Annotated in this window: 14 protein-coding genes and 1 other annotated feature; of the genes, 9 read left to right on the forward strand and 5 right to left on the reverse strand. The window is 35.1% G+C overall.

All coding sequences use genetic code 11. From position 1 onward, the window contains the following. Positions 1 to 397 precede the first annotated feature (397 nt). Positions 398 to 907 carry an ECF transporter S component gene (locus tag H8911_RS10235; RefSeq protein WP_117925121.1) on the reverse strand — a complete coding sequence of 170 codons (510 nt, stop codon included), beginning with the start codon at positions 905 to 907 and terminating at the stop codon, positions 398 to 400. A 94-nt stretch (positions 908 to 1,001) separates the two neighbouring features. Between H8911_RS10235 and H8911_RS10240 the strand changes: the two genes are divergently transcribed. The 5 genes from H8911_RS10240 (at position 1,002) to H8911_RS10260 (ending at position 6,996) form a co-directional block, all read left to right on the forward strand. Continuing rightward, entirely contained in the window at positions 1,002 to 2,282 is a 1,281-nt protein-coding gene (locus tag H8911_RS10240) for an aminotransferase-like domain-containing protein (RefSeq protein WP_186999586.1), read from the forward strand. Between the two features lie 9 nt (positions 2,283 to 2,291). Then, positions 2,292 to 2,489 (forward strand) — a binding site (T-box leader). A gap of 32 nt (positions 2,490 to 2,521) precedes the next feature. Continuing rightward, the gene (gene alaS / locus H8911_RS10245) at positions 2,522 to 5,152 is read left to right on the forward strand and encodes an alanine--tRNA ligase (RefSeq protein ID WP_186999587.1); all 2,631 of its coding nucleotides are present in this window, start codon (positions 2,522 to 2,524) and stop codon (positions 5,150 to 5,152) included. A 44-nt stretch (positions 5,153 to 5,196) separates the two neighbouring features. Next, positions 5,197 to 5,544 (forward strand): hypothetical protein, encoded by a 348-nt coding sequence (locus tag H8911_RS10250; protein ID WP_186999588.1) that lies wholly within the window; start codon positions 5,197 to 5,199, stop codon positions 5,542 to 5,544. 64 nt (positions 5,545 to 5,608) lie between these two features. Further along, positions 5,609 to 6,112 (forward strand): transcription termination/antitermination NusG family protein, encoded by a 504-nt coding sequence (locus tag H8911_RS10255; protein ID WP_117925129.1) that lies wholly within the window; start codon positions 5,609 to 5,611, stop codon positions 6,110 to 6,112. Positions 6,113 to 6,297: 185 nt separating this feature from the next. After that, a complete protein-coding gene (locus H8911_RS10260) occupies positions 6,298 to 6,996 on the forward strand; it encodes a hypothetical protein (RefSeq protein ID WP_117925131.1) in 699 nt (232 codons plus the stop codon). A 145-nt stretch (positions 6,997 to 7,141) separates the two neighbouring features. Here H8911_RS10260 and H8911_RS10265 read toward each other — a convergent pair whose 3' ends face one another. Next, positions 7,142 to 7,414: a hypothetical protein gene (locus H8911_RS10265; RefSeq protein ID WP_186999589.1), complete on the reverse strand. Its 273-nt coding sequence runs from the start codon at positions 7,412 to 7,414 to the stop codon at positions 7,142 to 7,144. 220 nt (positions 7,415 to 7,634) lie between these two features. Further along, positions 7,635 to 7,886 (reverse strand): hypothetical protein, encoded by a 252-nt coding sequence (locus tag H8911_RS10270; protein ID WP_186999590.1) that lies wholly within the window; start codon positions 7,884 to 7,886, stop codon positions 7,635 to 7,637. Positions 7,887 to 7,956: 70 nt separating this feature from the next. Between H8911_RS10270 and H8911_RS10275 the strand changes: the two genes are divergently transcribed. Together H8911_RS10275 and H8911_RS10280 are read left to right on the forward strand one after the other, a co-directional pair. Continuing rightward, entirely contained in the window at positions 7,957 to 8,499 is a 543-nt protein-coding gene (locus H8911_RS10275; protein WP_186999591.1) for a LemA family protein, read from the forward strand. Beyond that, positions 8,480 to 10,354 carry a DUF2207 domain-containing protein gene (locus H8911_RS10280; protein ID WP_186999592.1) on the forward strand — a complete coding sequence of 625 codons (1,875 nt, stop codon included), beginning with the start codon at positions 8,480 to 8,482 and terminating at the stop codon, positions 10,352 to 10,354. Before H8911_RS10275 ends, H8911_RS10280 begins: the two co-directional genes overlap by 20 nt. Before the next feature lie 209 nt (positions 10,355 to 10,563). Here H8911_RS10280 and typA read toward each other — a convergent pair whose 3' ends face one another. Beyond that, entirely contained in the window at positions 10,564 to 12,393 is a 1,830-nt protein-coding gene (gene typA, locus H8911_RS10285) for a translational GTPase TypA (protein WP_117570795.1), read from the reverse strand. Positions 12,394 to 12,502: 109 nt separating this feature from the next. Here typA and H8911_RS10290 point away from each other — a divergent pair, with 109 nt between their 5' ends. Both H8911_RS10290 and H8911_RS10295 read left to right on the forward strand, forming a co-directional pair. Then, positions 12,503 to 13,246 (forward strand): esterase family protein, encoded by a 744-nt coding sequence (locus H8911_RS10290; protein WP_117925143.1) that lies wholly within the window; start codon positions 12,503 to 12,505, stop codon positions 13,244 to 13,246. After that, positions 13,243 to 13,521 carry a Fic family protein gene (locus H8911_RS10295; RefSeq protein WP_186999593.1) on the forward strand — a complete coding sequence of 93 codons (279 nt, stop codon included), beginning with the start codon at positions 13,243 to 13,245 and terminating at the stop codon, positions 13,519 to 13,521. The genes H8911_RS10290 and H8911_RS10295 overlap by 4 nt, the downstream gene beginning before the upstream one ends. Positions 13,522 to 13,680: 159 nt before the next feature. Here the strand turns inward: H8911_RS10295 and H8911_RS10300 are convergent, their stop codons facing one another. After that, a complete protein-coding gene (locus tag H8911_RS10300; RefSeq protein ID WP_186999594.1) occupies positions 13,681 to 14,448 on the reverse strand; it encodes an MATE family efflux transporter in 768 nt (255 codons plus the stop codon). Between the last annotated feature and the right edge of the window lie 155 nt (positions 14,449 to 14,603).

Genomic DNA, 14,603 nt, shown 5'->3' on the forward strand with positions numbered 1-14,603 from the left:
TGGCTCCTTTTTTTGGTTTTGACGCCTATATTATAGAGGAGCTTTTCTTATATGAAAAGTTCACCCAATGGGTGATAAGAAAAATTCGTAGATTTCCTTTAAATTAGGAACATTCTACGGATTTTTATATTTTCATGAATAATTCAGGTAAATGTAGATTTAACCATGAAGATATCTTTAAATGTGCTAATTCAAGATTAGGATGGTATAGAAGAAGTGGACTAGATGTAGTGAACTTCATATTATCACCAACTGTTCTAGGCAATAAAACAGGAGATAGACCTGGATTAGTCCATCCCCTAGATTACTATCTTAAGAGTTTGTGATTACGATATAAATGTAGAGCCGTATACGAGACCCGTACGTATGGTTCAACGGGAGGGACGACAATTTTATTTTATCCCTCTACCCTATTTAATTTATCTTGTACGATTTTCTTTACCATTGGATATACAATAAGTGCAATCACAATACCTGCAGCTCCTTGGACTACGTTGGCTGGAATTTCACTTGCGGCTACGATCCAGCTTCCTTTTAATATGTATTTGGCAATAAAGTATCCAAATACCATAATGACAGATCCTAATACGTAGCTTGAGATTTGTTTCGGTTTAGAGTAGTTTTTCATAGGTAGGGATACTACGATTCCTTCTAGTCCTTTGATGATTATGGTAAAGAAGAAGTAGTGTCCGTATCCTCCGGCTACATCGGCTAGTGCGCTTCCTAAGCCTCCAATCAAGAAGCTTTCAAATGGATTTAAAAAGCTTGCGAATAATAGGATGAATCCGTCTCCTAGATTGAAGTATCCGTCTAATGTGTTTGGTATTTTGATGAACATGGTTGCGACAAATACGAGTGCCATACCTAGTCCGGTTAGTACGATTTCATATGTTTGTTTGTTTTTCATAATCTTTCCTTCTTTCTGTAACTTAGTGACTATTATACTTGTTTCTGTATATAAAAAAATATACAATTATAAAAAATAAATAGGGGACAGTTGTATGAAGAAATATCAGGTGATTTATGATTTGTATAAGGAATCCATTCTTTCTGGAATCTTAAAATATGGGGATCGTGTGGATTCGATTCGTGAATGTGTAAAGAAGATGAATGTGTCTAAAACTACGGTGGAAAATGCATATAATAAGTTGGTGTTGGATGGGTTTATTTCGAGTAAGGAAAAAGTGGGTTATGTGGTGAGTATGAATTCGGAGCGTATCTTACTGCATCAGGAGATATTGGATTATAGTTCGAGTCACAAAGAAAAATCGTATGATTATGATTTTCGGATTCAGTCGGTTTCTTTTGATTCGTTTGAAACGACGATTTGGAAAAGATATATGAAGGGTGTTTTGAATGATAAACGTTTGATGTCAAGTTATGGTCTAGCACAGGGTGAGTATGGATTAAGACAGGCTCTATGTAAGTATGTGTATCAGAATCGGAATATTTTGTGTTTTCCAGAGCAGATGGTGATTGGTTCAAACTATCAGTCTTTGTTGTATATATTTTGTGGGATGTTAGATAAGAATAAGGTGGTTGGTTTATCGACTTTGGTGGATGATCAGGCTAAACAGGTGTTTTTGTCGTATGGTTTTCATGTTGAATATTTAAATCCAAATTCTATTGTGAGGGATATTAAAAGGTTGAATGTGGATGTCGTCTATGTGAATACGACTTGTTTTACGCCTGATAGGCAGTCTATGAGTGAAAGGGTTCGTGAAGAATTCGTTTCTTTAGAGAATGTTTTGATTCTTGAGGATGATTATAATGGGGAGCTTGTGTATGCTTCTAAAATCAAGACTTCGTTGTGTTCGAAAAGTAAGAATGTGATTTATTTTTCTTCGTTTTCAAGACTATTATTACCGAGTCTTCGTATTGGGTATATGATTTTAAATGAGGAGTATATGCATAAGTATAGTGCTTCTTATTTTGGTCCAACGACGAGTAAAATTGAGCAGGTGGCTTTTACGCAATATATTGTGGATGGGTATTTGCAGAAACATTTAAGAAAGCTTGTTCGTGAGTATAAGGAGAAGCATTTGTATTTAAAAAAATTGATTGATGCACATATGGGTTGTTCGTATATTTTGGATGAGACGTATATGGCGTATTGGTTAAATTTAGATGTGGATATATCACGCTTTAGGGATTTGTGTGAATCGAATAGTGTCGCAATTAGTATTTCGAATGGGCATGTAGGATTGTCTTTTGCGTGTATGAGTAAAGAATTGATGTTAGATGGTGTGATTCGTCTTGCAGAAATATGGAAAGAGTGTTAAAATTTTATCGATTCGACAGTGAAGAAGATAAGTAGGATTAAAAGTTCTTGTGCATAGAGAGAGGGCGTTTGGTGAAAGCTCTTCGAGTCTTTTAATTTGAAGCTACTTTGGAGTTGAAACGTAGTCGGCGTTAACGAGTGAATTGAGGGCATTTTTCAATTTTGAAAAATGAACTAGGATGGTACCGCGTAATTATACGTTCCTAGAAATAGGAGCGTTTTTTTATTGGAGGAGAAAAGATGAAACAATTAACTGGTAATCAGATTCGTCAGATGTTCTTGGATTATTTTAAATCTAAAGGGCATATGATTGAGCCGGGCGCAAGTTTGATTCCGCACAATGACCCAACGTTATTATGGATCAATGCGGGTGTTGCGGCTTTGAAAAAATATTTTGATGGTAGTGAAAAACCGGCTTCAAATCGTATTGCGAATGCGCAGAAATCAATTCGTACGAATGATATTGAAAATGTGGGTCGTACAGCTCGTCACCACACATTCTTTGAAATGTTAGGAAACTTCTCAATTGGAGATTATTTCAAAGATGAGGCAATTCAGTTTGCATGGGAATTTTTAACAAGCGAAGAATGGATGGGGATTGATAAGGACAGATTGTATGTGTCTGTATATACAGATGATGCGCGTGCTTATGAAGTATGGACTACAATTTGTGGCGTAGACCCTAGTCATATTTTAAAGACAGATGATAACTTCTGGGAAATTGGTAAGGGACCTGGTGGACCTGACAGTGAAATTTTCTTTGATCGTGGAGAAAAATATGATCCTGAGGGATTGGGAGAAAAATTATTCTTTGATGAAATGGAAAATGATCGTTATGTAGAAGTATGGAATGTCGTATTCTCTCAATATGATTGTGATCCAAGTATAGATCGTAAAGATTATAAGGAACTTCCTCAGAAGAACATTGATACAGGTATGGGTCTTGAGCGTTTGGTTGCCTTAGTTCAGGATGGAGAAACAAACTTTGATACGGATTTATTCTTACCTATTATTCGTGCAACAGAAGCTATGGCGAAACATCCTTATGAAGGTGAATATAAGATGGCTTACCGTGTTATTGCGGACCACGTTCGTACAGTTACTTTTGCGTTGAGTGATGGTGCTAACTTCTCAAATAGTGGTCGTGGTTATGTGCTTCGTCGTGTACTTCGTCGTGCTGTTCGTTATGGTTTAAAATTAGGTTTGGATGAACCATTCTTATATAAATTAGTTCCTGTTGTTGCAGATTTAATGAAGGATTTTTATCCATACTTACAAGAGCATGTAGTGTTCAATCAAAAATTGATTAAGGTTGAAGAAGAAACTTTCAAGAAGACTTTAAAGGTTGGTCAGGCTTTATTGGATGAAGAGATCAGTAAGGCTAAGGATGGAAAGCTTAGTGGTGAAGTTGTCTTCAAATTATATGATACATATGGATTCCCATTTGAATTGACGCAAGAAATTGCCGAGGAAAGTGGAATCAGTGTAAGTCGTGATGAGTTTGATGCAGAGATGAATAAACAAAAAGAGCGTGCTCGTAATGCGCGTAATGTAAAGGATTCTTTTGCGTCTCAAAATGAAGAATTGATGAACTTCAATGAGCCTAGTGAATTTATTGGTTATGATCACTTATCTTGTGATGGTAAGATCATTGCGTTATTTAATGCAGAGGGTAAGATGGTTGATTCTTTAGAAGATGAAGGTATGATCATTTTAGATGAAACTTGTTTCTATGCAGAAAGTGGTGGACAGGTTGCCGATAAGGGAGTGTTTACGGCTGATGGTGTAGAAGTAGAAGTATTGGATGTTCAAAAGACTCGTAATAAACAGCATATTCACACAGTTAAAATCAATAGTGGTGTATTAGAAAAAGGTATGTCTTTATATGGTGAAGTGAATGTCAAAGATCGTTTGGCAACTACAGCGAACCACTCTTGTACGCACTTGTTGCAGTCGGCTTTAGTTAAGGTATTGGGTGATCATATTCACCAGGCTGGCTCTTATAATTGTCCTGAATATTTACGTTTTGACTTCAATCATTATGAAAAGGTTACGGCTGAACAATTGGCTGAAGTAGAACGTATTGTGAATGAATATATTAGTGCGGCATATCCAGTAACGAAAGAAGTAATGCCTATTGAAGAGGCTAAGAGATCTGGTGCCACTGCATTATTTGATGAAAAGTATGGAGATACAGTTCGTGTTGTAACAATGGGTGATGTGTCTAAGGAATTCTGTGCTGGATGTCATGTAGAAAACACAGCTCAGATTGGTCTATGTAAGATCATTAGTGAGGAAAGTATTGGTTCGGATTCTCGTCGTATTACGGCTAAGACTAAGTTTGCGGCTTACCAAGATTTTGCACAAGAACACAATATGTTAGAGAATATTGCGGATAGTGCTAAACAAAAGGGTATTAAGAATATTGATACAAAGGTTGAAGCTGCATATAAGACTATGCGTGATATGCAGAAGGAAATCGATAACTTGAAAAACCAAATCTTTACTTTGAAGTCTAAAGAGTGGGCTACTGAAGCTAAAGATTTTGGAAAAGTCAATGTATTGATCAAGTCTGTTTCTGGAATGGATGCAGGTGCATTGAAGGATATTGTTTCTAACTTAAAGGCTAGTGATGACAAGATGGTTGTATTCTTTGTGAATACAAATGGTGAAAAGGCTGTCTTTGTGTCTGGTGCAGGTAAAGAGGCTGTTAAGGCTGGTGTACATGCCGGTCAATTGGTTAAGAAAGCGGCTCAAATCTGTTCTGGTAATGGTGGTGGAAAGCCAGATATGGCTCAAGCCGGTGGTAAGGATGCTTCTAAGGTTGATGAAGCAATCAATGCGATCACAGAAGAATTAAAAAGTTTATAAAAGATATTAGGGTATGCCATGTGCATATCCCTTATTTTTTGTTTATGAAAAAGAAGAGTAAAAGTAAATATAGAATTCGTAAGAATGAATTAAGAAAATTTTTAAAGGAAAATAAACTCACAAAGAAAGAGAAGGAGAGACTTCATTGGTGGGTAGATGCAGGGAATAGTGCGTTTGATTTACAGTGGTTGTTTGGGTTGCGTGAGGAAGAAGCGATTGATGAACTACTAAGTGGTTTAACAGACAAACAAAAGGATTATGTATATAGTTATTGTATGAATTGGAATCCGTTCATCGATGAACCTTATTTTGATTATGAAAGATTTGAAGAATTAGATTTAGAGAACTTACCGACTTTTGAAGAAGAACCAGAAATTGATTTACCGGTTTAATCGATTTGACATAGCTAACTAACCACTTTATACTTTTAGTATATGAAATGAAAGGGTTTTATGTATGAATTTGGATGAACATTGGTATGTATTATTGACCATACGTTCTAAGGAAGAGGAAGTATGTAAATACTTGAATGAAAACGAGGGTATTTTTGCGTTTAGTCCTAAGATGGAGTTTTATCATAGGGTTTCTAAACAGATCCAATTGCGAACTTTATTCGGTGGCTATGTATTTGTGGTGAGTAAATTGTCACAGGTAGAAGTGGATCGCATTTTTAGAAAGTTTCCTTTGCAGAGTGTTTTTATTCATGAATTGAAATATGAAGAGGAAGTTTCAGCTTTAACGGATGAGGAGATTCGTATTTTGAACATGTTGTTGGATGATGAAAAGGTTCTAAGAATGTCGTATGGTAAATTAGTGAATAAAAAGATTCATGTGACTCAAGGTCCACTAAAGAATATGGATGATTATATTGTGAAGTATGATAAGCATAATCGTTTGGCAACGTTGAATTTGCACTTTTTGAATCAGATATGGAAAGTTGGAGTTACGATTATTGTATGATTATTTTCTACATTAAATTTTAAAAAATTGGGTCGTTCTCGCCACATTTGGCATGAAACGGCCTTTTTTTAGGTCAAAATTTGCATTTTTTTTAGAATTGTGTATAGTATTAATTGTTGTTTTCAATTATTTGACAACATTTGCCTCGTATTTTATGAGGTTTAAGGGGAAGATTGGAGGGTGTTTTGAACTTTATAAAAGAAGAAAATTTAGAGAGTAGTTTATTAAGAAAAGGGTTAGTTTCAGGTTTATTGATGTCGACACTTACATTAACATTACTAACAACATCATCAGTTATTGGGGAAGAAAGTAAGGTCTATGCCAAGTCAAATGGCACAGATGAAAATATCTTAATGCGTGTTGATACAAAAAATGGAACTGAAGAATTAAAAGAGAAATTCGAAGAACAGATTCAAAATATCGAGGAAGAATCTAGCAAGAAACAAGAAGAGTCGAAGAGCGTTGAAGAAATGAGTATGGAACAGCCAGATTTATTGAATGATATGCAGTTCATTCAAAATAACTACAATGCTGTTACACAAATCGTTTACTCGCAACCATCACTTTCACAATACATTAGTAATGTGAATGCACTTACTGCCTCTGGTGGTATTTATTATGGACCTAGTGGTAAAGAAACATACTATAATTTAAATATGTCAGGAGTAGTCGACATTATGCGTGGTATGGGAAATAATGATGCATATTGGGTTCGTGAAGATGGTGCGAAAATGTTGGGGGATTATATTATTGTTGCGGCCGATTTAAATAAATATCCTAGAGGTACAATTGTAGAAACTTCATTAGGAAAAGGAATCGTCTGTGATACTGGAAGTTTTACGCAAAATTCAGATACTCAATTAGATATTGCGACAGACTGGTAATATATATGAGTGTGAAGTAGAAGTCATGTGCTTCTACTTTTTTTGTTTTCCATTAAAAAAATGGCATCCGAAGATGCCAAATTCATTATTCTTTTGGACTTAATAATTGTTTTTGTACTTTAGAAACAGGATTGAATGTTGTTAGTCATTTTGTGTTGATTGTCATGCCACTGATGGTTTGGATAAACCATAAGAAGAATAGAATTACAAGGATGGGTATAACACAAGATGTTACGATCATGATGGCTGTAGCTTCCATGAAATTGTTTAATGACTTGTTAAACGTCTTCGTATATTTTTGTGCTGTTGAAGAAAATGCTTCAGCTGCTTTTCCAAAGAAGTTTTTATTTTCTTTATCCTGGTATATTTTTCTGGATGTTGTTCGCGTTATTAATCGTTTCTTGAATACTTGTTTCATAGGTGGCTTTAATTGTTTTAGATAATTTTACACTACAAGGCATGATTAGGCACGTCGCTACTGCCATAATGCCAATCTTAATACATACAATTCTTAACTAATCCCATTTTATGACGTTGTTGACTAGCCATGCCAAACAAAGTATTGGAATGATGTATTTAAAGATGACCATGCATGTGAGTGTCAAAGCGTATTTTTCTAAATAGATGGCTCCTAGAACTCATAAGAATTTTGAACTTAAATCCGCTAAGTCATTCGCAATGGGAGTTCCTGTATCTCCTGGTAAAATGGTAATGGATGTAGAGATGGCAGCACTCGATACGGCTAGTGTCATGACCGTATTTCTTTTTTCGTCTAAATATTGAATGGATTGCTCATGAAATTCGGGTGTTGATGTTTTTTGTGCAACCATATAAAAACTTGATAAACAAATAAGAATGGGTAAGATCCATTTTAAAATAGTTTTGTACATAAAGACGATTCCTTTCTATATTTCTCATTTTATCAAAAATAGAGTATAATCAATCTAGGAGGATTTAATTATGATTCTAGTTATTGTTATTGTTGTTTTAGTTTTATTAGTACTATTCTTAATGTCTAGCTACAATAAACTTGTTCGTTTATCAAATAAGGTAGATGAAGGTTTTTCTACAATGGACGTGTATTTGAAGAAGCGTTTTGATTTGATTCCTAACTTAGTAGAAACAGTGAAGGGATATGCGAAACATGAGGCGGATACATTGAGTTCAGTGATTGCACAAAGAAATATGGCAAAAACATCAAAGGATGTTATGGATAGTGAAAATAAGATCACAAATGCGATTCAGGGTATTTTTGCGGTGGCAGAACAATATCCGGATTTAAAGGCCAACACAAATTTTATGGATCTTCAAAACCAATTGAAGAAGGTCGAGGAGGATATCGCAAATTCTCGTAAATACTATAATGCTTTAGTTCGTGAATATAATGATGTGATCATGAGTGTTCCGACAAATATTGTGGCATCTTTATTCCATTTCGAAAAGAAAACAATGTTTGAAGTGGCCAATGCTTCGGAAAGAGAAAATGTTCAAGTTAAATTTTAAGAAGGTCTTTGCCTTCTTATTCGCATTTGTACTTTGCTTTGGATGTATCGACATATATGCTGATGATGGAGGATATACAATTGATAATTATACGGTGAATGCCACATACAATTCGGATAATACAATTGATGTTAAAGAAGTGATTGATGTGAACTTTTCAAGTTATCGTCATGGTATTTATCGTAATATTCCAGAAACGATGTATATCAATCGTGATGAAAAGTATAAGTTAAAAATTAAAGATATCAACGTATTAAATGATGAGTATGATGTAGATAGTGATTCTGGGAATCGTGTGATTCAAATTGGAAGTGCAGACTATACAATCATTGGCCCCCACACCTATACGTTGACATACAAGATTGTGATTCCAGAAGATTATCATTCAGATTTAGATTTTATTTATTATTCTGTACTTGGAAACAATTGGGATACAACCATTTCTCATTTTAATTTTGATATTCAATTTGAGAAGGCTTTGACAGAAGATGAGATGTCTAATATTAAAGTCTTTAGTGGAAGTCTAGGAAATCAATCGAATGATTTAAATGTAACTCCAATCATTACTTCGAATTCTATTAGTGGAGATGCCTATGATATTGGTGTAAAACAAGCCATTACCATCTTTGGTAAGTTAAGAAAGAACTATTTTGTAGGTGCCAAACAAACAACTTCAAAGACTCCATTTGTCTTTTTAGGGTTAGCTATTCTATTTGGCTTATATAGTTTGATTCGTGCATTCTTATTAAAGAAAACTCATATTACACCAATTGTGAATTTCTATCCACTAAAAGATATGGATCCAGCTATGGTTGGAACGATTGTAGATGAGTCCGTGGATCAAGAAGATTTAGTGGCATTGATTCCATATTGGGCTAGTAAGGGATATTTAACCATTTCTGAAAAAGAGGATGATTTAGTACTTACAAAGGTAGAGAATCATGAACCACCGATTTTAAAGCATCAAAAGAAGATTTATAACGGATTGTTTAAAACTAAAAATAGTGTGAAATTATCAAAATTATCAAGTAAGTTTGGTAAGGCTATGGATGATGCCAAAGAAGCTTTGAATGATGAATTTAGTGGAGATAAGAATTTATCAACAATTGATCATGGCTTTGCGACGATTATTCTAGCCACGATTTGTATGATTGTATGTATCTTATTCAATACTCGATATAGTATTGTAGATAATTTGATTGAAACCATTTTTGCGACATTTAGCTTTGTGCTTATGATGGTTTTAAATTATTCTGCAGCAGCAACAAATGTATTTAACAAGAATAAACTAGTTGTATTAAAGAAAGTATTAAGTATTGCGTTTATTTTGATTCTAGCATACTTTATTTATAGACAATGCGATTCGATTCTAAGTATTGTACCATTTGAATTTATGATGATAGGCATTGTGGTTGTTTCACTACCAATACTTTTGATTTCTAAATTTAATGTGGTGAGTGAATACTTTAAAAGTGTAGCTCCTGAACTATTAGGTTTTAAAGACTTTGTTGAAAAGGCAGAAGTACCACAATTGGAAAGATTATCTTTAGAAAATCCATCTTATTATTATGATGTCATTCCATATGCGATGGTATTTGGATTATCTGAAATGTGGACAAAGAAATTTAGTACGATTCCTTTGGCACAACCAGATTGGTATGATTCTTATTATTCAGATCCATACTCTTCTTATTTCTATTACAGAATGTTGACAAGAAATATGTATGAACCGATTCATGAGAATTTAATGGATTATCAAACAGAACAAATGAAAAGTACAGCCGATAGCATGGGCTCTAGCTTTGGTGGCTTCTCTGGTGGAGGCGCCGGTGGCGGAGGCGGCGGAAGCTGGTAATAGATAAGTATTAGGGTGATGAGCCCACGTAACTTGGTAGGTGTTGTGTACCTACCTTTTTCGTATTCCATATAAAAAGAAATGGGTAGGCGTAGAGGCCTACCTATAGTACACGTGCCATTCACCCTAATACATATTTCGTACATGTTTATTATCATAAAATAAGCAATAGAGTGGGCTGAATAAAAAGACTTGGAATTATCCAAGCCTTATTGAGCATTCATCTTTTGACGATACAAGTTACGACGATCTAGAGCCGTTAAACCTTTTTTACGGATACGAATCGCATCTGGTGTAACTTCTACTAATTCATCATCGTTGATCCATTCTAATGCTTCTTCTAGTGAGAAGATTTTTGGTGGTGTTAATAGCATAGCTTCATCACGACCACTTGAACGGATGGCTGTTAATTTCTTGTTCTTTAATGGGTTAACATCCAAATCGATGTTTTTAGAACTTTGACCAATGATCATACCTTCATAAACAGGTGTTTGTGGAGAAATGAATAATTGACCACGTTCTTGAAGGTTCCATAGGGCGTAAGTCATAGCTTCACCAGTTTCAGTTGAAATCATAGCACCTTCCATACGTTGTGCGATTTCTCCTTTATATGGTTCATAACCACTAATACGACGTACTAATGTACCTTCACCGTGTGTATCATTGATAAATTCTGAACGGAAACCTAATAAACCACGAGTAGGTGCTGTATACACGATCTTAACATATCCATTTTCTTCAGACATATCTTGCATAACACCCTTACGAAGATTTAATTTGTTGATGATTGTTCCTGAATATTCTTCTGGAGCTAAACATACAACTTCTTCGATTGGTTCTACTTTGTGTCCATTTTCGTCTTTGTGTAGGATAACCTCTGGCTTAGAAACAGCTAGTTCATAACCTTCTCGACGCATATTTTCAATCAATACAGAAATATGCAATTCACCACGACCACTTACTTTGAAGCAATCGGCTGAATCGGTTGGTTCAACCTTTAATCCAACGTTTACTTCTAGTTCTTTTTCAAGTCTTTCTTTTAAGTTACGACTTGTCACATACTTACCACTTTGTCCGGCAAATGGACTTGAGTTAACATGGAAGTTCATTGATAGAGTTGGTTCTTCAATTTCAATGTGTTCCATTGGTTCAACATGATCAGCTGTACAGATTGTATCACCAATACTAATATCTGGCATACCCGCAATAACAACGATATCTCCTGAATGTGCTTCTGGAACGCTTGTTCTAGATAATCCTTTGTATACGAATAATTTAGATAAGCTTTCTTTGGCATTCAATCCAGATTGGTTACAACGAATATATTGTTGACCTTGTTTTAAAACACCTGAATATAAACGTCCAATTCCTAAACGACCAATGTATTCATCGTATGCCAAGGCAGATACTTGCATTTGAAGAGGTTCTTCATCCATATCTGGATATACATCACAATGTTTTAAGATTGTATCGAATAATGGGTCGATGTTGTCGCTAGGTGTTTTAAGGTCATATTGAACACGTCCTTCTCTAGCTACACCATAAAGGATAGGGAAGTCTAATTGTTCGTCGTTGGCATTTAAGTCTAAGAACAATTCGTAAACTTCATCGACAACTTCTTCAGCTCTTTGGTCTTTCTTATCGATCTTGTTGATCAATAGAATAGGTTTTAAACCAATTTCCAAAGCTTTTGATAATACGAAACGAGTCTGAGGCATTGGACCTTCACTCGCATCAACTAATAAGATAACTGTATCTACGGTACGGATAATACGTTCAACTTCACTTGAGAAGTCGGCGTGACCTGGCGTATCTACAATATTAATTTTTACACCGTTATGAATAACGGAACAGTTTTTAGAATAAATAGTAATTCCACGTTCACGTTCTAGATCGTTTGAGTCCATGATACAGTTAACAACTTCTTCGTTGTCACGGAAAACATCACTCTGTCTTAAAAACGCATCTACTAACGTACTTTTACCGGCATCAACGTGGGCGATAACGGCAATGTTAAGAATTTTTTCTTTATTGGACATACTGTCACTCACTTTCCTGTCAAAAACAGTACAATTATAAAGCAAGAAACCTTAAAACTCAATAAAATGTGCTATAATAAAACAAAATTTTTATGAAAGGGGTAACACCATGCAAGTGCAATATATAAAAGAGTATTCAAATTGTTTGGATCGTGAAATGGAATATAAAATCTATGGCCAAGGCGGTAAGTTGTGTCTAGCTATTCCAAGCCAAAATGGACGTTTTTTTGAATGGGAAGATCGTGGTATGATTCATGAAGTTTCTAAATGGATTGAAGCCAATCAATTAACGATCGTAACGTGTGATACTTTGGATACAGAAACTTGGTCTTATCCTTATAATACAAAGGTGCGTATGTTGAAACATGAACTTTGGTTTGAATATATTCTTTCAGAATTAATTCCTAGTGTACAAGAAAAGATGAACAATCATGATAAGTGGATGGTTGCAGGGGCAAGTCTAGGTGCAACGCATGCCGCTAATTTAATTTTCCGTTTCCCAAATCAATTCGATGCCTTATTAGCCTTATCTGGCATTTATGATACAGAAATATTCTATGGAGATTATCATGATGAAAATACGTACCATAATAATCCATGTGCCTACATGAAAAATATGGCTTTAGATCATCCCTATATGGAATTGTATAGACAATCCAAATTGATCTTTTGTGTAGGACAAGGCAATTGGGAACAAGAATGCGTTGAATCATTAAGACAAATCAGCACCATTCTATATGATCAACAAATCAAGGCTTGGTGTGATTTCTGGGGTTATGATGTCTATCATGATTGGCCTTGGTGGAAGATACAGCTACAGTATTTTATGGGACAAATATTTAAGAAAGTATGACTAATATTAAAAACGAGTTGATTTCACATTCGAATTTGTATGTGTGGACACAAATCAACTTTGCGTATCATCCTAATAAAATTGAAGACTCTAAATTGTCAAAGGATCAAACAATAAGAATATTTGAAACGAACGATTTAACAATGGATTCAGATGATGCACTCGAAACACAAAATCATTTTCGGTTGTTTGATTATATGTTAAAAACAGTGAATGAACCATTATCAAAAGAAATGATGATTCAGATGAATATGATTTTGAAAGAAATTATTTGATTGACACTCTTTTAACGCAACAAGATATTTATGCTTCTGTTTGTGAACAATTAGATTTTTAAAGGAGTAGCGTGAACTACTCTTTTTGTGATAGATGACCTTATGTTCTAGCCACTTATTTGATTTAAAACGAGCTAAGAAAATAAATGAGCGTACTGTTCAATCAGATCCCATACCAATCCATACAGCTAATGGGCCCATATGGAATTGATGGACTAAAAAGATTGTGACTACAACTCTGCAGATCCACATAGATAGAGTGGATGTGATCATACTAAATTTGACATCACCAGCAGCTCTTAGGCCATAGCCTGGTAAGAATGAGGGTGTCCAGAATATCATTTTGTATGTGAAGACAATGCGTGTTAACCAAATGGCTAGTTTGGCACTTTCTGGCTCCATTCTAGCAAGACTAGTGATTTGTTGAATTGGAAACATGATTATTGCACAACATATAATGCAGGCTATCCATGCATATTTTGTGAGTAAGATTGTATAGTGTTTCGCTTGTTCGTATTCTTTAGCACCTACACATTTTCCTACGACAGTCATCATACCAAGTCCAATACCGATGCTTGCTTGACATGCAAAACTTTCTAGCATGGCCACCATGACTTGGGCGGCAATGGCGGTTGATCCCATTGTGGATACAGTGGATTGAATGACGAGTTTTCCAAATTGAAACATACCATTTTCAATGCCGGTTGGAATACCTGTTTTTAATATTTTTGTGATTGTTTCAATTTCTGGTCGGATACTTAAATAGGAATCAATATATAAATCTTGTTTGGGCTGTTTTAAAAGGATCAGGATAATAAGGGCACTGATGATTCTTGATAGTAATGTAGATCGGGCAGCTCCGGCTACGCCTAAGCTTAGGGTAAAGATGAAGAATACATTCCTATAATGTTTAATGTGAGTACCCATCTAACGACTCCATGCACTAAATAGACATCGATATCGTCAATATAACAGGTACTATATCCTTGTACAAAGGATGGTGCTCGTTATGTATTACAAAAGAAATAATAAACGTTTGTCTGTTAGTGGTCGTGGAGACTATATGTCTACTTCTGATTTCA

The sequence above is a fragment of the Holdemanella hominis genome (assembly GCF_014306155.1).
GTDB lineage: Bacteria > Bacillota_I > Bacilli_A > Erysipelotrichales > Erysipelotrichaceae > Holdemanella > Holdemanella hominis.